16 protein-coding genes are annotated in these 19,812 nt (G+C 61.5%); 14 read left to right on the forward strand and 2 right to left on the reverse strand.

Translation table 11 applies throughout. The features are described from left to right. Positions 1–189: 189 nt before the first annotated feature. The 7 genes from GGD46_RS01575 to GGD46_RS01605 all read left to right on the forward strand — a co-directional run bounded on the left by GGD46_RS01575 (position 190) and on the right by GGD46_RS01605 (position 10,600). Positions 190–3,663, forward strand: a complete 3,474-nt coding sequence (locus GGD46_RS01575; RefSeq protein ID WP_184701156.1) for an indolepyruvate ferredoxin oxidoreductase family protein — start codon at positions 190–192, stop codon at positions 3,661–3,663. Positions 3,664–3,749: 86 nt separating this feature from the next. After that, on the forward strand, positions 3,750–4,913 hold the full coding sequence (locus tag GGD46_RS01580) for an isovaleryl-CoA dehydrogenase (protein ID WP_184701158.1): 1,164 nt from the start codon (positions 3,750–3,752) through the stop codon (positions 4,911–4,913). A gap of 36 nt (positions 4,914–4,949) precedes the next feature. Beyond that, a complete protein-coding gene (locus tag GGD46_RS01585) occupies positions 4,950–6,557 on the forward strand; it encodes a carboxyl transferase domain-containing protein (protein ID WP_184701160.1) in 1,608 nt (535 codons plus the stop codon). Positions 6,558–6,567: 10 nt separating this feature from the next. Further along, on the forward strand, positions 6,568–6,951 hold the full coding sequence (locus tag GGD46_RS01590; protein WP_184701162.1) for a RidA family protein: 384 nt from the start codon (positions 6,568–6,570) through the stop codon (positions 6,949–6,951). A gap of 9 nt (positions 6,952–6,960) precedes the next feature. After that, positions 6,961–8,949: an acetyl/propionyl/methylcrotonyl-CoA carboxylase subunit alpha gene (locus GGD46_RS01595; protein ID WP_184701165.1), complete on the forward strand. Its 1,989-nt coding sequence runs from the start codon at positions 6,961–6,963 to the stop codon at positions 8,947–8,949. Next, complete coding sequence (locus tag GGD46_RS01600) at positions 8,946–9,815, forward strand: hydroxymethylglutaryl-CoA lyase (protein WP_184701167.1); 870 nt, start codon at positions 8,946–8,948, stop codon at positions 9,813–9,815. The genes GGD46_RS01595 and GGD46_RS01600 overlap by 4 nt, the downstream gene beginning before the upstream one ends. Then, positions 9,812–10,600: a crotonase/enoyl-CoA hydratase family protein gene (locus tag GGD46_RS01605; RefSeq protein WP_184701169.1), complete on the forward strand. Its 789-nt coding sequence runs from the start codon at positions 9,812–9,814 to the stop codon at positions 10,598–10,600. The genes GGD46_RS01600 and GGD46_RS01605 overlap by 4 nt, the downstream gene beginning before the upstream one ends. Here GGD46_RS01605 and GGD46_RS01610 read toward each other — a convergent pair. Beyond that, entirely contained in the window at positions 10,597–11,967 is a 1,371-nt protein-coding gene (locus tag GGD46_RS01610) for a TIGR03808 family TAT-translocated repetitive protein (RefSeq protein WP_184701171.1), read from the reverse strand. The genes GGD46_RS01605 and GGD46_RS01610 overlap by 4 nt on opposite strands. 196 nt (positions 11,968–12,163) lie before the next feature. On the opposite strand from GGD46_RS01610, the gene GGD46_RS01615 reads away from it, so the two are divergent. The 6 genes from GGD46_RS01615 (at position 12,164) to GGD46_RS01640 (ending at position 18,628) form a co-directional block, all read left to right on the forward strand. After that, the gene (locus GGD46_RS01615) at positions 12,164–12,910 is read left to right on the forward strand and encodes a carbon-nitrogen hydrolase family protein (RefSeq protein ID WP_184701173.1); all 747 of its coding nucleotides are present in this window, start codon (positions 12,164–12,166) and stop codon (positions 12,908–12,910) included. 53 nt (positions 12,911–12,963) lie between these two features. Continuing rightward, positions 12,964–13,974, forward strand: a complete 1,011-nt coding sequence (locus GGD46_RS01620; RefSeq protein WP_184701175.1) for a ligase-associated DNA damage response exonuclease — start codon at positions 12,964–12,966, stop codon at positions 13,972–13,974. Then, on the forward strand, positions 13,974–15,611 hold the full coding sequence (locus GGD46_RS01625) for a cisplatin damage response ATP-dependent DNA ligase (protein WP_184701177.1): 1,638 nt from the start codon (positions 13,974–13,976) through the stop codon (positions 15,609–15,611). Before GGD46_RS01620 ends, GGD46_RS01625 begins: the two co-directional genes overlap by 1 nt. Positions 15,612–15,700: 89 nt before the next feature. Continuing rightward, positions 15,701–16,681 carry a S9 family peptidase gene (locus GGD46_RS01630; protein ID WP_184701179.1) on the forward strand — a complete coding sequence of 327 codons (981 nt, stop codon included), beginning with the start codon at positions 15,701–15,703 and terminating at the stop codon, positions 16,679–16,681. A 250-nt stretch (positions 16,682–16,931) separates the two neighbouring features. Continuing rightward, positions 16,932–17,735, forward strand: a complete 804-nt coding sequence (locus GGD46_RS01635; RefSeq protein WP_184702203.1) for a L,D-transpeptidase — start codon at positions 16,932–16,934, stop codon at positions 17,733–17,735. A 161-nt stretch (positions 17,736–17,896) separates the two neighbouring features. Continuing rightward, positions 17,897–18,628 carry a L,D-transpeptidase gene (locus GGD46_RS01640; protein ID WP_184701181.1) on the forward strand — a complete coding sequence of 244 codons (732 nt, stop codon included), beginning with the start codon at positions 17,897–17,899 and terminating at the stop codon, positions 18,626–18,628. A 135-nt stretch (positions 18,629–18,763) separates the two neighbouring features. Here the strand turns inward: GGD46_RS01640 and GGD46_RS01645 are convergent, their stop codons facing one another. Continuing rightward, the gene (locus tag GGD46_RS01645) at positions 18,764–19,228 is read right to left on the reverse strand and encodes a MarR family winged helix-turn-helix transcriptional regulator (protein ID WP_184701183.1); all 465 of its coding nucleotides are present in this window, start codon (positions 19,226–19,228) and stop codon (positions 18,764–18,766) included. Positions 19,229–19,362: 134 nt separating this feature from the next. On the opposite strand from GGD46_RS01645, the gene GGD46_RS01650 reads away from it, so the two are divergent. Then, a complete protein-coding gene (locus GGD46_RS01650) occupies positions 19,363–19,785 on the forward strand; it encodes an organic hydroperoxide resistance protein (protein ID WP_184701185.1) in 423 nt (140 codons plus the stop codon). Positions 19,786–19,812: the final 27 nt, after the last annotated feature.

Here is a 19,812-nt window from a genome sequence, read left to right on the forward strand (position 1 = left end):
CACCAAGCACGAAAACATCTGTCAACCGCCCGAAATCTTTGCAAATCATGCTGCGGAGGCTTAGCCTTCGTTCAGAAATTAGCGGCGCTGCGTGTTACCGTTCCCTCACGGCTTTCGTCGGATGCGGTAGGAGGCATCCGGTGAAATGCATATGGGCAATCGGTGACTGCGATCTCGGGAGGAGAGCAGATGCTTGCGACCGGCGTTTCGCTAGACGACAAATATACGGCAGAGGACGGCCGCGTTTTCATGACGGGCCTGCAGGCGCTGGTGCGGCTGCCCATGACCCAGATGCGGCGCGACCGCGCCGCCGGGCTCAACACAGCAGCCTTCATTTCCGGTTATCGCGGCTCGCCGCTCGGCGGTTACGACCAGCAGCTTTTGAAGGCACAGACCTATCTCGATGCGCATGACGTCACCTTTCAACCGGGTATCAACGAGGATCTAGCCGCAACAGCCGTTTGGGGCTCGCAGCAGGTAGGCCTCTCGCCAGGCGCCCGCAAGGATGGCGTACTTGGCATCTGGTACGGCAAAGGCCCCGGCGTCGACCGTTCCGGAGATGTGCTGAAGCACGGGAATGCCGCCGGCACTTCCAGGCATGGCGGCGTCCTTTGCTTTGCCGGTGACGATCACTCCGCCAAATCCTCGACCATCCCGCACCAGACCGACCACGAATTCATGTCGGCGGTCATGCCGGTCATCTATCCCTCGTCCATCCACGAATTTCTTGAATACGGCCTGCTCGGCATCGCTATGTCGCGTTATTCCGGCTGCTGGGTCGGCATGAAGTTCATCGCCGATACAGTCGAGACAACAGCGGCTGTCGATCTCTCCGGCGAAAGGCGGCAGTTCGTACTGCCAACCGATTTCGAACTGCCCCCCGGTGGCCTCAATCTCCGCTGGCCCGATCCGCCTTTGATGCAGGATGACCGGCTGCAGAATTACAAGGCCTATGCCGCCATCGCCTTCGCTCGCGCCAATCGCGTCGACGAAATCACGCATGACGTGCCCAATGCCCGCTTTGGTATTATCTCCTCCGGCAAGGCCTATGAGGATGTGCTGCAGGCGCTGCGCGAGCTCGAGATCGGCCCCAAAGAAATGGCGGCGATCGGCCTGCGTATTTTGAAAGTCCGTATGCCCTGGCCGCTTGAGCCGGAGGCGGTGCGGCACTTCTCCGAAGGGCTGGACGAGGTGCTGGTCGTCGAAGAGCGGCGTGAGATCATCGAAAACCAGATCAAGCAGCAGCTGTTCAACTGGCGCGCCGATGTGCGCCCGCGCATTGTCGGCAAGTTCGACGAGCACGACAGACCCTATCTCAGCCTGTCTTCTGCGTTGACCGTCGGTGCCGTTGCCAGGGCGATCGCCGGGCGCATCGTCAAACTCGATCTCGACCGGGGTCTGCATGATCGCATCGCCGCCAAGCTTGCCTATCTTGCCGAGCGTGGCCAGATCAGCAGAAGCCATGTCGCGCCGCTGAACCGCACGCCGTTCTTCTGCTCCGGCTGTCCGCACAATACGTCCACCCGCGTTCCCGAAGGCAGCCGCGCCGCCGCCGGCATCGGTTGCCACTACATGGTCACCTGGATGGATCGCAGCACCGAGACCTTCACGCAGATGGGCGGCGAAGGCGTGCCGTGGACGGCGATTGCACGCTACACCGACGAAAAGCACATGTTCGTCAATCTCGGCGACGGCACCTATTTCCACTCCGGCATTCTCGCCGTCCGCCAGTCCGTCGCCGCCAAGGTCAATGTCACCTACAAGCTGCTCTACAACGATGCGGTCGCCATGACCGGTGGCCAGCAGATCGACGGGCACCTTACGCCGCAGTTGGTGACGAAGCAGCTGCATGACGAGGGCGTCAAGCCGATTTACTTGCTATCCGATAATCCCGACGCCTACAGCGCCTCCGAGCTGGCGCCCGGCGTCAAGGTGCTGCATCGCGACCATATCGATCAGGTGATGCTGACCTTGCGCGAGACCGCGGGCTGTTCGGCGATCGTCTATGTCCAGACCTGTGCCGCCGAGAAGCGCCGTCGCCGCAGCCGCGGCCTGATGGAAGATCCGGCCAAGCGCGTTTTCATCAACAAGGCTGTCTGCGAGGGTTGCGGCGATTGCTCGGTACAATCCAACTGCATCTCCGTCGAGCCGCTGGAGACTGAATTCGGCCGCAAGCGCCAGATCAACCAGTCGAGCTGCAACAAGGATTTCTCCTGCGTCAAAGGCTTCTGCCCGTCCTTCGTCACTGTTCATGGCGGCAAGCGCCGCAAGCGGAAGGCGCGCGCACCTGCCGATATCAAGCTGCCCCTGCCTGAAATTCCTGTCATCGTCGACCGCCCTTGGAATATCGCAATTGCCGGCGTCGGCGGCACCGGGATCCTGACGATCGGCGCCATTCTTGGTATGGCCGCGCATCTCGACGGCAAGGTGCCGATGATCCTCGACATGGCCGGCCTCGCCCAGAAGGGTGGCGCCGTCATGAGCCATCTGCGCATCGGTTTAAACCAGGGCGACGTCACCTCATCGAGGATCGTCAACGGCGGCGCCGATCTCTTGTTTGCTGCAGACGAGGTTGTCGGCGCCTCCAAGGATGCGATCACGCTCTGCTCGGAGGCCCGCACCACGGCCATCGTCAACACCGGCCTGATGCCGGTTGCCGATTTCGTGCGCAATCGCGATTTCGATTTCAAGGCCGGCTCGATCCAGCACACGATCGCGAAGGCTGTGAGCGACAAATCCGTCTTCCTCGATTTCAATCGCATCGCAACCGAGCTGACCGGCGATGCCATCTCGACCAATATTCTATTGACCGGTTTTGCCTGGCAGCGCGGCCTGCTGCCGCTGTCGCTGGAATCGATCGAGAAGGCGATCGAGCTCAATGGCGTCGCCGTCAAGGCGAGCCTTGCCGCCTTCTCCTGGGGCCGGCTTCTGGCGCATGACCCGCAGTCCGTGCAGGCCATGATCACCGAGCCGGATGCTGGCAAGACACTGGCGGATATGGGCCTCGAAGATCTCATCAAGCATCGCAAGGCCCATCTGGCTACCTATCAGGACGAGGCACTTGCCGAGCGTTACGGCCGCTTCGTGGCCCATGCCAACGCCTTGGCGATCAGGGAACGCCTGTCGGACAAGGTGCCCTTTGCTGTCGCCGTCACCTATGCGCGTATTCTGGCCTATAAGGATGAATACGAGGTCGCTCGTCTCCTGACCGATCCTTCCTTCGAAGCGCAGCTACGGGAGGAGATGGAGGGCGATTTCAAGCTGGCCTTCAATCTTGCGCCGCCGATCTTAGGCGGGAAGGATCCGAACGGCCGACCGAAGAAGCGTGAATTCGGTGCCTGGATCCTGCCGTTACTGCGCGCTCTGGCGCCGATGAAACGACTGCGGGGCACCGCTTTCGACCCCTTCGGTTATATGGCGGAACGTCGATTGGAGCGCCGCATGATCGCCGAATATGAAGGAATTGCTGAGCGCGTGCTCGCAGGCCTGCGCCACGACAACGAAGCGGAGGCTCTCGCCATTCTCTCTCTGTTTGATGAGATCAGAGGCTTCGGCCCGGTCAAGCACAAGGCCATTGAGACGATCATGATGACGATTGCCGACAGGATGAAAGCCTATGAGGCGACGCAGGAGACGCGGCAAGTGTCGGCCAATGCCGCATGATGGCTAAGGCAGGCGCTTGAAGCGGGCATAAAGAGATATACGTTGACAAGGATCGGACGTTTGGGACGGTCGGGAGGAGAAGCAGGATGTTCGAAGGGGGATTGAATTTCGCGCTGGGCGAGGACATCGAAGCGCTGCGCGAACAGGTGCGCCGTTTCGCGGCCAACCGTATCGCGCCGTTTGCCGACGAGATCGATCGCAACAACAGTTTCCCGATGCATCTTTGGCGGGAGATGGGTGATCTCGGCGTGCTTGGGATTACCGTCGACGAAGCGCTCGGCGGGGCAGGGCTCGGCTATCTTGCCCATACGGTTGCCATGGAAGAAATCAGCCGTGCGTCCGCTTCCGTCGGCCTCAGTTACGGCGCCCATTCCAACCTTTGCGTCAACCAGATCCATCGCAACGGCACGACGGCCCAAAAGGAGCGCTATCTGCCGAAGCTGATTTCGGGCGAACATGTCGGGGCGCTCGCCATGTCCGAACCCGGTGCCGGTTCCGACGTCGTTTCCATGAAGCTTCATGCTGAAAAGCGCGGCCATCATTATGTGCTGAACGGCAGTAAGATGTGGATCACCAACGGCCCGGATGCCGATGTTCTCGTCGTCTACGCGAAGACTTCGCCGGATGCCGGCCCGCGCGGCATTACTGCCTTTCTTATTGAAAAGGGCTTCAAGGGGTTTTCCGTCGGCCAGAAGCTCGACAAGCTCGGCATGCGCGGCTCTAACACGTCGGAGCTGATCTTCACGGATTGCGAAGTGCCGGAGGAGAATATTCTGGGGCAAGTCGATGGCGGTGTTCGCGTGCTGATGTCGGGGCTCGATTATGAGCGCGTCGTGCTCTCGGGCGGTCCGGTCGGCATCATGGCGGCCTGTATGGATGTGGTGATGCCCTATGTGCATGAGCGCAGGCAGTTCGGCCAGTCCATCGGCGAGTTCCAGCTGATGCAGGGCAAGCTCGCCGACATGTATGTCACCATGAATGCCGCGCGCGCCTATGTCTATGCGGTGGCGGCCGCCTGCGATCGCGGCGAGACGACCCGCAAGGATGCGGCCGGCTGCATTCTCTATTCCGCGGAGAAAGCGACGGCGCTCGCGCTCGAATGCATCCAGGCGCTCGGCGGCAATGGCTATACCAATGATTACCCCGCCGGGCGGCTGCTGCGTGACGCCAAGCTCTATGAGATCGGCGCCGGCACGTCCGAAATCCGGCGCATGCTGATCGGCCGCGAGTTGTTCGGCGAAACGGCCTGATTTCGAATTCCATTTGACTTGATCGAGTGAGGCCGCATGACCGTCCTGAAATCAGAGATATCGACGCATTCCGATCGCTTCCGCGACAATCGTGCGGCGTTGCTGGAGGCGATCGGGGTCGCCGCGGCTGCGGCGTCGAAAGCGGCGGAAGGCGGCGGAGCGCAGGCGCGCGAACGGCATGTCAGTCGCGGCAAGATGCTGCCGCGCGATCGCGTTGCCGGCTTGATCGATCCCGCCACATCGTTTCTGGAAATCGGCGCGACGGCGGCCCACGGAATGCATGGCGACGATGCACCGGGCGCCGGCCTGATCGCCGGCATCGGCCGCGTTTCGGGCCGTGACTGCATGATCGTCTGCAACGATGCCACGGTCAAAGGCGGCACCTATTATCCGATCACGGTGAAGAAGCATCTGCGGGCGCAGGAGATTGCGGCGGAGAACAACCTGCCTTGCATCTATCTCGTCGATTCCGGTGGCGCAAACCTGCCGAACCAGGACGAGGTGTTTCCGGATCGCGATCACTTCGGCCGCATCTTCTACAATCAGGCCAATATGTCGGCAGCCGGCATTCCGCAGATCGCCGTCGTCATGGGATCCTGCACGGCAGGCGGCGCCTATGTGCCTGCCATGTCGGATGAAACCATCATTGTCGAGAAGCAGGGAACGATCTTTCTGGCCGGTCCGCCGCTCGTCAAGGCGGCGACGGGGGAGGTGGTTTCAGCCGAGGATCTCGGCGGCGGTGACGTCCATACGCGCCTCTCCGGCGTTGCCGACCATCTTGCGCGCGACGATGCCCACGCGCTTGCGCTCGCCCGACAGGCGGTCGCCAATCTCAATCGCCGCAAACCTGAGGGTGTCGAGCTTCGCACGCCCGAGGCGCCGCTCTACGATCCCGAAGAAATCCTGGGCATCGTCCCTTCAGACCTGCGCACGCCCTATGACGTGCGTGAGGTCATCGCCCGCATGGTGGATGGCTCTCGCCTCGATGAGTTCAAGGCGCGCTACGGCACGACGTTGGTCTGCGGCTTCGCCCACATCCACGGCATTCCCGTCGGGATCGTCGCCAACAACGGTGTCCTGTTCTCGGAGTCGGCCTTGAAGGGCGCGCATTTCGTCGAACTCTGCTCACAGCGCAAGATCCCGCTGGTCTTCCTGCAGAACATCACCGGCTTCATGGTCGGCCGGAAATACGAGACGGAAGGTATCGCCAAGAACGGCGCCAAGCTGGTGACGGCAGTGGCGACCACCAAAGTTCCGAAGGTCACCATGCTCATCGGTGGCTCCTTCGGTGCCGGCAATTACGGCATGGCCGGCCGCGCCTATTCGCCGCGCTTCCTCTGGACCTGGCCCAACAGCCGCATCTCGGTCATGGGCGGGGAGCAGGCGGCGGGCGTGCTCGCCACCGTGCGCGGCGAAGCGCTGGCTCGCGCCGGCAAGCCCTGGACGAAAGAGGAGGAGGCCGCCTTCAAGGAACCGACGCTCAAGATGTTCGAAACCCAGAGCCACCCGCTCTACGCCTCGGCCCGCCTCTGGGACGATGGCATCATCGACCCGCGCAAGAGCCGCGACGTGCTGGCTCTGTCGCTTTCAGCAGCACTCAACGCGCCGATCGAAGACACACGCTTCGGTCTGTTCAGGATGTGAGGAGATGGAAATGAAACGCGATACCATCAATGCAAAGAATGCGCCGCAGCCACGCGGCGGCTATGCGCAGGCCGTAAAGCTCGAAAATTTCGAGCGATTGCTGTTTGTCAGCGGGCAGATCCCGATGACGTCGGACGATACGCTGCCTGACGGGTTCAAGGCGCAGGCTCGCCAAGCCTGGCTGAATGTCGATGCCCAACTCAAGGCGGCCGGCATGACCAAGGATGATATCGTCAAGGTCACCACCTTTCTTGCCGACCGGCACCACACGATGGAAAACCGTGAGATCCGCGCCGAATATCTAGGCCCGCTCACGCCGGCCATGACTGTCGTGATCGCCGGTATTTTCGACACGGCCTGGTTGCTCGAAGTCGAAGTCATTGCCGCGCAATAGGGTCTGCCGATGTTCTCGAAGATACTGATCGCCAATCGCGGCGAAATCGCCTGCCGGGTCATCTACACCGCAAGGCGCCTGGGTATCCGCACGGTCGCTGTCTATTCCGACGCCGATCGGGATGCCTTACATGTGACACTGGCCGACGAGGCCGTTAACATCGGCCCGGCCGTGGCGAGCGAGAGCTATCTTTCGAAACAAAAGATCATTGCGGCGGCTCAGCGCACGGGTGCGGAAGCCATCCATCCCGGCTACGGCTTTCTCTCGGAAAACGCGGACTTTGCCGAAGCCGTCGAGGCCGCGGGCCTCGTCTTCGTCGGCCCGTCGCCGGCCTCGATCCGCGCGATGGGGCTCAAGGATGCCGCCAAGGCGCTGATGGAGCGAGCGGGAGTACCAATCGTTCCCGGCTATCACGGCGATGCGCAGGAGCCCGGCTTCCTTGCCGAACAGGCTGATGGCATCGGCTTTCCCGTGCTCATCAAGGCGCGGGCCGGCGGCGGCGGCAAGGGCATGCGCCGGGTCGACCGGAGGGAGGATTTCGCCGCCTCGCTGGAAGCGGCCAAGCGCGAGGCGAAATCCGCTTTCGGCGACGATGCCGTACTGATCGAGAAATATCTGATCAAGCCGCGTCACATCGAGATCCAGGTCTTCGGTGACAGCTATGGCAATGCCGTGCATCTTTTCGAGCGCGATTGTTCGCTGCAGCGCCGGCACCAGAAGGTGATCGAGGAAGCGCCTGCTCCGGGCATGACCGAGGAGATGCGCAGCGCCATGGGCGAAGCGGCCGTTCGCGCCGCCGGCGCCATCGACTATCGCGGCGCCGGCACGGTCGAATTCATCGCCGATGTCTCTGACGGTCTGTCGCCGGATCGCTTCTTCTTCATGGAGATGAATACCCGCCTTCAAGTCGAGCATCCCGTCACCGAAGCGATCGCCGGCGTGGATCTGGTGGAGTGGCAGTTGCGTGTTGCGAGCGGCGAGCCGCTGCCGAAGTCTCAAGATGAGCTCGCCATAAACGGCTGGGCCTTCGAAGCCCGCGTCTATGCGGAAGACCCTTCGCGCGGCTTCCTGCCGGCGACCGGCACGCTCGCGCACTTACGGTTTCCCGAAGGCGATGTCCGCATCGATGCCGGGGTGCGCGAGGGCGATACCATCACCCCGCACTACGATCCGCTGATTGCAAAATTGACTGTCCATGCGTCGGATCGTCAATCCGCTCTTGCAAAACTCACGCGCGGGTTGGAGCAAACGCAAGTTGCCGGAACTACCACCAATCTCGATTTCCTCATCCGCCTCAGCCGCCAGCCGGATTTTGCCGCCGGTCATCCTGACACCGGGCTGATCGACCGCGATGTGGAGGCGCTGACCTCGGCGCGGCAGCCCGACGATGGTGCTCTGGCTGTCGCCGCGGTTGCCGAAGCAGGCGGCTTTGCTGGCGCGACTGGTGGCGATCCCTGGCTTTCGCTCGGCCCTTGGCAGCTTTGGGGCGAAGCGAACCGTCCCGTTACATTGCACTATGACCGCGGGCAGACCCATTGCCGCGTGACCGCAAAAGGAAGGGCACTTTTCAGCGTCGCGCTTGAGGATCGTAGCATTCCGCTCCGGCTTTTGGCGGGGGACCGTGAGGCTCGCCGTATCGAGATCGATGGCCGCCAGTCAAATGTCACCGTGTTCGAGGCGTCGAACGGCACGACCTTGTTCATGGATGGGCAAACGCATCATTTCCATCGTCACGATCCGCTTGACGGCGGCGAGGAGGCGGCTGCCGGAGGTGATCGGTTGATCGCGCCGATGCCCGGCCTCGTCAAGATCGTCCGCGTCCGCGAGGGAGATGTGGTGGCGAAGGGACAGGCGCTGATCGTCATGGAGGCCATGAAAATGGAGCTGACACTGACGGCGATGCGCGACGGTATCGTTGAGAGCCTGAATGTTGGTGAAGGGGATCAGACAAGCGAGAGCGCCGTCTTGCTGTCGCTTCGTCCGGAGGATGCGACATGATGCAGGAGCATTCGAACCATGTCACCGTCGTCGAGATGGCGCCGCGCGACGGTCTGCAGAACGAAAAGCAGCCGATCGATACCGCGCGCAAGATCGAGCTGGTCAATCTGCTTTCCGATAGTGGTTTCGACCGTATCGAAGTCACCAGCTTCGTCAGCCCGAAATGGGTGCCGCAGCTTGCCGATGCCGCCGCTGTCATGGCCGGAATAGAGCGCCGGCCGGGCGTGCGTTACGCGGCGCTGGCTCCCAATATGCAGGGTTTCGAGGCAGCGCTTGCGGCCGGTGCCGATGAGGTGGCGATCTTTGCATCGGCCTCCGAAACATTCTCGCAGCGCAACATCAATTGTTCGATCGCCGAAAGCATCGAGCGCTTCCGGCCGGTGGCTGCCGCAAGCCGCGATCGCGGCGTTCCGTTGCGCGGCTATGTCAGCTGCGTTGTCGAATGTCCTTATGAAGGGGCCGTGCTGCCGAAGAGTGTCGCCGATGTCGCCTGGCAATTGCGGGCGCTCGGTTGCTATGAGATCAGCCTCGGCGACACGATCGGCAGGGGGACGCCGGAAGCCGTGGATCGCATGCTTGCCGCGGTTCTGGATGAACTTCCGGTTACGACTCTCGCTGGACATTTTCACGACACATCCGGTCGGGCGCTCGACAATATCGCCGTTGCTCTCGAGCGCGGCCTGCGCGTGTTCGATGCCGCCGCAGGCGGTCTCGGCGGTTGCCCTTTCGCCCCCGGCGCGAAGGGCAATGTCGATACCGTCGCGGTCCACGATTATTTGATGGCGCATGGCTACGAGACTGGCCTCGACGAGGAAAAGCTCGCCCGCGCCGCCGCCTTTGCCCGCAGTCTCAGGAGCACTTCATGACGTCGCAAACGATCCATATCGCCACCGATGAGCGCGGCGTTGCCCGCCTCACGTTGACACGGCCGGACAAGCACAATGCGCTCTCGGCCGAGATGATCGATGCCCTGACCTCGGCAGTCCGCGATCTCGGCAATGACAAGACGGTCCGTGTCGTCGTGCTCACGGGCGAGGGAGCAAGCTTCTGTGCGGGCGGAGATCTCGGCTGGATGCGGGCGCAGTTCGATGCAACGCGCGCGGGCCGCATGGTCGAGGCGCGCCGGCTCGCCATGCTGTTCAAGGCACTGAACGAGCTGCCCAAGCCATTGATCGCCCGTGTTCAGGGCAATGCGTTCGGCGGCGGTATCGGCGTCCTCAGCGTCTGCGATATGGTCATCGCCGCATCAACGGCCCGCTTCGGCTTGACGGAGGTGCGCCTCGGCATCATCCCTGCCACGATCAGCCCCTATGTGGTCGCCCGTATCGGCGAAGCGAATGCCCGCCCGCTCTTCCTTTCCGGCAAGATCATCGACGCATGGCAGGCACACGCCACTGGCCTGTTGTCCCGGGTCGTCGCCGAGGAAGCGCTGGACGAGGCCGTCGAGGCCGAAATCCGCCATTTTCTGTCCGCATCTCCGCAGGCCGCGGCACGCGCCAAGGCGCTGGCCCGCTCGGTCGGCCGGCCGATCACCGACGGTATGATCGATGACGTCGTCGAGCAGCTGGCCGATGCCTGGGAAACCGAGGAGGCGAGAGAGGGCATTACCGCCTTTTTCGACAAGCGGCAGCCGAACTGGCGGCAGGCTTAAACCACTCTGTTGTTCGCCACGGTCAATTGCGGAAATTGCGAGCTTCCGGCGGAAAGATCGCCGGAGGCTGCCTTGTCCCAGCGAAAGCCCATGATCGCGGCCTTCTCCGTTTCCTGGAAAATATTGTTCGAGATGACGGCCGAGCCGGCGCCATCTACCACCGACACGACGCAGCCGATGCCGGCATGGCGCACGATATTGCCTGTCGCGCTGACATTGCGGAGGTAGGGTCCCCAGCCGAGCCTCAATCCGCAGAGCGGCGCATTTTCGATGACATTGTCTGAAATCAGCGTATCGGCCTCGGCTGATATGCCGATGCCGAGCCCGATGTCCTGGGTATAGGGAGCTGTGGCCGACAGGTTGCGGATGACATTGCCGGTGACGCTTGCGAGCCGGCCGCCATTGTCGAAGTTGGTGACGGCAATGCCGTTTGCGGCGCCATCGATCAGGTTGTTGTTGATGACGGCACCTTCGAATTCGAATTCGCAAAAGATCGCCGTCTCACCGGAACGCAGGCACTGATTGCCGGAGATCTGCACATTCGATCCCGAATTGGCGCGGATCGCCGAGAAGGCGCAATCGCTGATGCGGTTGGCGGAGACCTGCACGCCGTCGGCACGGAAGACATTGATGCCGTTGCCGTTCTGACCCGTGCCGCCGTTATTGGCGCGGATGTGGGCTATGCGGTTGTCGGTGACGCTGCTGCCGTCTTCGCCCTTGCCCCAGCGATGGATGAGGATGCCGCCATTGCCGCAATCCTCGACGCTGTTGCCTGTCACCTGCAATCCAGTGGATTGGACGGAATAGATACCGGCTTCGGCGGCTCCGGAGATCCTACTGCGCTCAATCCGGCCGCCGCAGCGCTCCAGTTGCAGCGCATGCTTGCGGCTGCCGGCAATCTCGCAATTGTCGATCCGCACATCGCCGACGCCTGTGAACTGCAGAAGGGCTCCGGCATAGTCGGCCAGCCAGCGATTGCCACCATCGAGCACAAGGCCGGAAAGCTCGATGCGTTTGGCCTTGTCGGCATTCATCAGATAGCCGTCGCCGCCATAGATCAATCGTGTGGCGCCGGGTACGCCGATAATCCGCGTATTGTCCGGCAGTGTCAGGTTGGACACGGTGTAGTTGCCGGGCGGTAGCATCAAAGGCATGTTGTTGCGCGCGGCATTGTCGATCATCGCCTGCAGCTTGCCGCTCTTGAAGTCGCTGGCGCCAGGCGTCGTCTTATAGGCGATGGCATCGATCGATCCGCGGAGCTCGGCACCATTGGTCCTCGTAAGTGGCGCAGCCAATATGCCGGGCGCGAACAGGCCGGCTGCCGCCGAAGTGGCCAGAGAGGTGATGAAGGCGCGGCGATGAATCATTGCAGGCTCCCGAAACGACATCGGCCAAGCAGAAATCGTGCCAAGCAAATCCGTACCGTTTTGGCACGTTTTCGTCCTCTGGCCATTACTTGCATATGTTGGCCTCGGTGGATGCGGGCCAGCCTTGAGCTTTCCTTAACCAATCCGGGCATGGTTGGTGCTAGGGGCGACTCACCACTCATGCTAGCTCTGCCGCATGCGGATCGCGACCTTCCAACGCCTGGCAGTTTTCGATGCCGTCGAGCAGGCGGCCGAGATCCTGACGCGAGATCTGGCTTGGGCTGAAACGCAGGGGATTGATCTCGCGCTTTTTCCCGAATGCTACCTGCAGGGGCATAGCTACGATGAGACCATCGCGCGGAGCCGCGCACTCTCTCTCGATGATGCCAGGCTGAACGCTCTTGTCAGCCGCTTCGCCTCGGGCAGGACGACGGCGATCGTCGGCCTTTTCGAGAGGCGGGGCGAGGCGCTCTACAATAGCTCGCTGGTCGCCAAGGGAGGGCGGATCGTTGGAGTCTATGCCAAGGCCCATCCGCTCGAAAGCGGCTGCTCGCCCGGAACAGATTTTCCCGTATGGGAAGAGGGATATTGGCGCTTCGGCATCAACATCTGCGCTGATCTGAGGTATCCCTATACGGCGCGTCGGCTGGCTCAGAAGGGAGCCGGTCTCATCTGCAATCCTATTAATCTGATGCTCAGGCCCCACAAGGCGGAGAGGTGGCACAGGCCGGGCATATCGAGCCTGCAGATGTGCGCCAGGCATACGGGGTGCTGGGTGATGGCATCGGATGTGGTCGGCAGCAATGCCGACGGCTGGGTGAGCTATGGCAGCAGCGCAATCGTCGATCCGAACGGTGTCGTCGTGGCGAAAGCAAAACCCTATAGCGAGGATGTGCTCGTTTTCGATCTGCCGGACCGGCAGCCGGAGCGCCGCTGCCATTAAAAAACCTCCGCCATCGCTACCTAAACGCGCGAATAGCGCTATCCTCTTGAGTCATGAGACCTGACCAACTGCTTTATCCCGCGCCCGAAGGGCTGTTCTGCCCGATCGGCGGCTTCTACATCGATCCGGTGCGGCCGGTCGAGCGGGCGCTCGTCACGCATGGCCATTCCGACCACGCCCGCTCCGGCCACGCCCATGTGCTCGCCACGCGCCAAACGCTCGATATTATGCGCATCCGCTACGGTGATAATTTTGCCGGGTCGGAGCAGCCGGTTGCCTTCGGCGAGGAGATAACGATCAACGGGGTGAAGGTCAGTTTCCATCCGGCGGGCCATGTACTAGGCTCGGCGCAGATCGCGGTGGAGAAGGATGGCCTGCGCATCGTCGTCTCGGGCGACTACAAGCGCCGGCCGGACCCGACTTGTGCGGCCTACGTGCCGGTTCCCTGCGATGTCTTCATCACCGAAGCAACCTTCGGGCTGCCGGTCTTCCACCATCCCGATCCCATGGCCGAAACCCGCAAGCTGCTGGCCTCGCTTCGGCAGTTCCCGGAAAGAACCCATCTGGTCGGCGCCTATGCGCTCGGCAAGGCGCAGCGGGTCATTCGGTTGTTACGCGATGCCGGCTATGACAAGCCGATCTACATTCATGGCGCGCTGGAAACCCTGTGCGACTATTATGTCAGCCAGGGTATCGCGCTCGGCGAGCTCAAGCCAGCCACCATCGAAAGCCGCGATCAGTCGATCTTCCACCGCGCCGTCGTCGTCGGCCCGCCCTCAACGTTCCAGGATCGCTGGGCAAGACGCTTTCACGATCCGCTCCCAGCCTTTGCCTCCGGCTGGATGATGGTGCGCCAGCGTGCCAAGCAGCTCGGCGTCGAGCTGCCGCTGGTCATATCGGACCATTGCGACTGGCCGGAGCTGACGGAGACGATCTCCGACCTGAAGCCAGGCGAGGTCTGGGTCACCCATGGCCGCGAAGAGGCGCTGGTGCGCTGGTGCGAGCTGCAGGGTATCACGGCCAAGCCGCTGCATCTCATCGGCTATGAAGACGAGGGCGATTGATGAAAGCCTTTGCCGACCTTCTCGACCGCCTGGTGCTGACGCCGAGCCGCAACGGCAAGCTGAAGCTGCTGACCGATTATTTCCGCGATACGCCCGATCCCGATCGTGGCTATGGCCTGGCCGCCATCGCCGGCACGCTGGAGGTGCGCAACGTCAAGCCAGCCATGCTGCGCGAACTCGTGCTCGAGCGTATGGACGAGGTGCTGTTCCGCTATTCCTACGACTATGTCGGCGATCTCGCCGAAACGATCTCGTTGGTTTGGGACAAGAAGAGCGACATCGAGCGTCTCCCGGGCGAACAGCCGAAGCTTGGCGAGGTCGTACGCCGCATGAACGCGCTCGGGCGAACCGAGGTGCGCAGCTTCGTCCGCGACCTGCTGGATCGGCTGGATACCTCGGGCCGCTTCGCCTTCCTGAAGCTTGCAACGGGCGCATTGCGCATCGGCGTCTCAGCCCGGCTTGCCAAGCAGGCGCTGGCCGAACTCAGCGGCAAGGATGTCGCCGAAATCGAAACGCTGTGGCATGGCCTGCAGCCGCCCTATGAAAGCCTCTTCCATTGGCTTGAAGGGAAGGGCGAGCGGCCTATACTCGCGACGCCGGCGATCTTCCATTCCGTCATGCTCGCCAACCCGGTCGAACCCGGTGATCTCGACGGGCTCGAGCCGAAAGATTTCGCCGCCGAATGGAAGTGGGACGGTATTCGCGTCCAGCTTTCGCGCTCCGGGGCGACGAGCAAGCTCTACTCCCGCTCGGGCGACGATATTTCCGCCGCTTTCCCGGACATTGTCGACGCGATGAGCTTCGAAGGCGTCATGGATGGCGAGCTGCTGGTCGGCGGCACCGTACGTTCCAACAGCCCGACACGCACATTTTCCGACCTGCAGCAGCGCCTCAACCGCAAGACCGTCACCTCTAAGATGCTGGACGAGTTTCCGGCCTTCATTCGCGCCTACGATCTTCTTTTCGATGGGGCGGAAGATGTCCGCGCCCGCGGTTTTCTCGATCGGCGCGAGCGGCTGGCGGAGATTGTCGAGGCAGCGCCTCACGACCGTTTCGACCTGTCGCCGCTGGTCGACTTTTCCTCATGGGAAGAACTCGATCGGCTGCGCTCTTCGCCGCCCGATCCGGTGATCGAAGGCGTCATGATCAAGCGCAAGGATAGCGCCTATCTTGCCGGCCGGGCCAAGGGGCCTTGGTTCAAGTGGAAGCGTGATCCCTACAATGTCGATGCCGTGCTGATGTATGCCCAGCGCGGCCACGGCAAGCGATCCAGCTACTATTCCGATTTCACCTTCGGCGTTTGGGCGATGACGCCGGAGGGAGAGCAGCTGGTGCCCGTCGGCAAGGCCTATTTCGGTTTCACCGATGCCGAGCTGGAGGTGCTCGACAAATTCGTGCGCGACAATACGGTCGATCGTTTCGGCCCGGTGAGGGCTGTTCGCGCCGATCGCGATTTCGGCTTTGTTCTCGAAGTCGCCTTCGAAGGTATCAACCGTTCCACGCGTCATAAATCCGGTGTCGCGATGCGTTTTCCTCGCATTGCCCGGCTGCGTCTCGACAAGCCTCCTTACGAGGCGGATCGGCTGGAAAGTTTGATTGCGCTAATTGACGCGAAGGCTCCCGTTGTTGATGAATGAACCAGGGCGAATCCTCACCACAATGTGAGTTGGCCTTGCCTTTCAACCTGTGCAGATTCGAACCGCGCCGGCATATTTGGACAGAGCCTATGACCACGTCTGACGACACCACATTTCGTCCCAATCGTCGCGGCATTCTTGCCGGCCTGGCCGTCGTGCTTTTTGCGCCGAACGTCATGAGAGCCGCCGACGACAGCACGACCGGCGGCAAGCCCGCCGATAGCAAGAGTGCAGTCGCGGAGGAAAAAGCCGAGGACGCGCCGCCGCTGCTTTCGGGCAATTACAGCAAGGAACGTCGCGTGTTCCGCACTGACCTGGTGAACAAGGGACCGGCGCCTGATATCTACGAGCCGCTTGTGACGCCGCCCACGGCCGACAAGCTCTTCTACCGTAGCGGCGCCGGCGGCGAGCTGGAGCTGGTTGCCTGGGTTTCCAAATATACGCGCGAGCGCACCTTGAAGCCGGCGGTGGTTTTTTTGCACGGCGGCAATGCCATCGGCCAAGGGCACTGGCAGCTGATGAAGCCCTATGTCGAAGCGGGCTATGTGGTCATGATCCCTTCGATGCGCGGCGAGAACGGGCAGAAGGGCAACTTCTCGGGCTTCTACGACGAGGTCGCCGATGTGCTGGCGGCTTCCAACCGGCTTCGGCATCTGCCCGGCATCGATCCGCATCGCCTGTTTCTGGCCGGGCACAGCATCGGCGGCACGCTCGCCATGCTGACTGCCATGTCGACCAAGCGTTTCCGCGCGGCCGCACCAATATCGGGCAATCCGGACGCCTATGCCTTCTTCAGCCGTTATCCGCAGGATATCCGTTTCAACACCAAGAACCCACGCGAATTCCAGATGCGCTCGCCGCTCTGTTACGCGCATAGTTTCCGATGCCCGATGAAGCTGTTTCGCGGCACGGAAGAGGCCCATTTCGATTCGCGGCTTGCCCTGCTGGCCAAGCGCGCGACGGCCGGCGGCGTGAAAATGGACATGGCAACCGTCCCGGGCAGCCACAATTCGGCCTTGCCGGGCGAGATCGAACAAAGCATCCGGTTCTTCGAAAACGTAGCGACCTAGCCTGGCGGACTGGCCCGCGGCTCTGCCGGCAGGCGCCAGTGTGGCAAAGCGATGCGACGGAGACATCACGCCCAAATCTCGGGGGATTGATTTATCCGCGCCATCTTCGCATCGCGGCGGCCTGGCTCTGCGTCGAAAACCAGGCGTTTGGCCAATCCGCGCAATGCCTTCGCCATCGACGCCAGCCTCGCTCCAGCCGGACCGTTCATCATGTCGGTGATCCGATATGTGTTTCAACTGGTTTCCGATGATGGTCGATCTGCTGCCCGTTTCCCGTCGCCTGCTTGCTGCTGCCGCTTTGATGACATTGTCAGCTTGCAGCATCATTCCCGATACCGGCGCAACCGATCCAGATCGGTTCGTGCAGGAAACGGCGCCGATCTTCTATCGTCCCGAGGGTATCGATCCGCAGAAGGTGCATCGCCTGCCAGTGCAGCCAGTACCGCAATCGCGCGATCTCTTCCGCACCCAGTTCCATCAGACCTACGGCCTGCCGACCTTCAATCCTGTGCATCAGGCCATGTATGCGCAAAAGAGCGAAGACGACTTCACGCTGCCGGCCATTCCCTACAAGCGCATCGATCCGCGTTTCCTGCGTCAGGAAGTGGACTACAAGACCAATGAGCGGCCCGGCACGATTGTCGTCGATACCAGGGATCATTTTCTCTATCTGATCGAACCGAGCGGCAAGGCCATGCGCTATGGCGTGGGCCTTGGTGCGGCCGGCTATGCCTGGCACGGCAGGGGTCTGATCCAATGGAAGCAGAAATGGCCGCGCTGGACGCCGCCGGCCGAGATGGTTGCTCGTGAGCCGCAAATGAAGCCGCTGTCGGCTGCGCGCGGTGGTATGAATCCGGGGCCGACCAATCCGCTCGGCGCGCGGGCGCTCTACATCTTTCAGAATGGCAAGGATACGCTTTATCGCGTTCACGGCACGCCGGATTGGCAGTCGATCGGCCGTGCCGCTTCGTCCGGATGCGTGCGAATGCTCAACCAGGACGTGATAGATCTCTACAACCGGGTATCGGCCCGGGCAGAAATCGTGGTTTTGTAGGCTATTTTACCACAAATTTTCGTGATGTTGCATAAGTGCGATAGCGGGGCGTTCCTGCGCTCTTTAGTTTTGCCTTTGTCTCTGCAAACCTCTCGGGAAGCCGAATCAGCTTATGCATCGCGGGTTCTCGCTTCCGTCTCAACAGGAACTATGCTGTCGACATGAGCCTTCCTTCTTCGCTATCCCGACGTAATTTCCTCACCCTCGTTGGCATCGGCGCCGCTTCTACGCTCGCCGGCTGTGCCTCCACCGTCAACAGCGGGCCCATCGTCAGCCCCGTGCAATATACCGGGTCGCCCAAACCGTTCCGTAGCTGGTTCTCCAGCTATGATGGCGAGCAGCCGGATCCTGCCGTGATCTATGCCGCGCTGGATGACGGCGGCTTCCATGTGCCGGCTGTTCCTTATCAGCAGATCGATCAACGTTTTTACCGGCAGCGCGTGGTCGATCCGACCGGCGAGGCACCGGGCACGGTTATTGTCAACACCACGCAGCGCATGCTCTACGTTACCGAGCAGGGCGGTACTGCCATGCGTTACGGTATCGGCGTCGGTCGCGAAGGCTTTGCCTGGCAGGGCCGTGGCATCATTCAGTGGCGCAAGAAGTGGCCGCGCTGGAACCCGCCGGATGAGATGGTTGCCCGCCAGCCGGAACTAGTCAAGTTCTCCATCGCCAATGGCGGCATGGATCCGGGGCTGAAGAATCCGCTCGGCGCACGCGCGCTCTATATTTTCGAAGACAAGCAGGATTCGCTCTATCGCCTGCACGGCAATCCGGATTGGCGCTCCATTGGCAAAGCCGTTTCGTCCGGCTGCGTCCGCTTGCTGAACCAGGATGTCATCGATCTCTACGATCGGGTGCCGGAACGCGCGCCGATCCTCGTAACGACGTAAGATCGCCCTACCGAAATACAGAAAGGGCGCCCGAATGAGGCGCCCTTCGCTATTTTACCCGCTTTTTCGGTATGCCGTGTACGGAATGCTTTCAAGAAGGCCGTGCAGTGGCCTTTCGTCCGAAATGCGGACGACTCACTCTGCTGCAAGATTGGCCTTTAGCTGCCGCAGTCGGTCGCGAAGATCGCCGATCTCGGATAAATTGCAACCGGTGGCCTGGCCGATGGCGCCCATGATCGTTTCGACCTGGCAGTTCATGCCAGCGCCTTCCTCCGTCAGCGAAACGATTACCTGCCGCTCATCCCTTGTGTCGCGCGCGCGATCGATCAGCCCTGCTTGTTCCAACCGCTTCAGCAGAGGTGAAAGCGTGCCGGAATCGAGATCGAGCTTTTCGCCGATGACCTTCACGGGAAGGCTGCCCTTTTCCCAAAGCACGAGCATGACAAGATATTGTGGATAGGTGAGGCCGACGCGATCGAGAATTGGCTTGTAGGCACGGTTGAAGGCATGCGCGGCGCTGTAAACGGCAAAGCAAAGCTGCCGTTCGAGGCGCTTTTCCTCATCGGGTATCACAATCTGCCCATTCGCACTGTCTATCATCGCCGCTCCGCCATTTTCTTGTTTGCGCCATTGTCACAAATTCACCGTGCAAAATCAAATTGCAAAAAATACATATTGCGCGCGATTAAATCGTGCTGTATATAAAAATCATCCAAACCGAAGGGAGACATGACATGCCTATTCTCTACACGACCAAAGCTTCCGCCACCGGTGGCCGCGCCGGCCATGCAGTTTCCGAAAATGGCGTCCTTGATGTCACGCTGACCGTGCCGAAGGAACTAGGCGGCGATGGCGCCACCGGCACCAATCCCGAGCAGCTTTTTGCCGCCGGCTACTCTGCCTGCTTCCTGGGTGCCCTGAAATTTGTCGCAGGCCAGCAGAAGGTCAAGATTCCAGAAGATGCGAAAGTCACCGCGACGGTCGGCATCGGTCCGCGTGCAGACGGTACCGGCTTCGGTATCGAAGTTTCCCTGGCTGTTCACATTCCCGGCATGGACAAGGCCGAAGCTGAAAAGCTGGCCGCTGCCGCACACATCGTATGCCCCTACAGCCACGCCATGCGCACCTCGACCGAAGTGCCGTTCACGGTTGCCTAAGTTGACCGTATATGACGCCTGATAAGG

The sequence above is a fragment of the Martinezella lusitana genome (assembly GCF_014207095.1).
Lineage (GTDB): Bacteria > Pseudomonadota > Alphaproteobacteria > Rhizobiales > Rhizobiaceae > Rhizobium > Rhizobium lusitanum_B.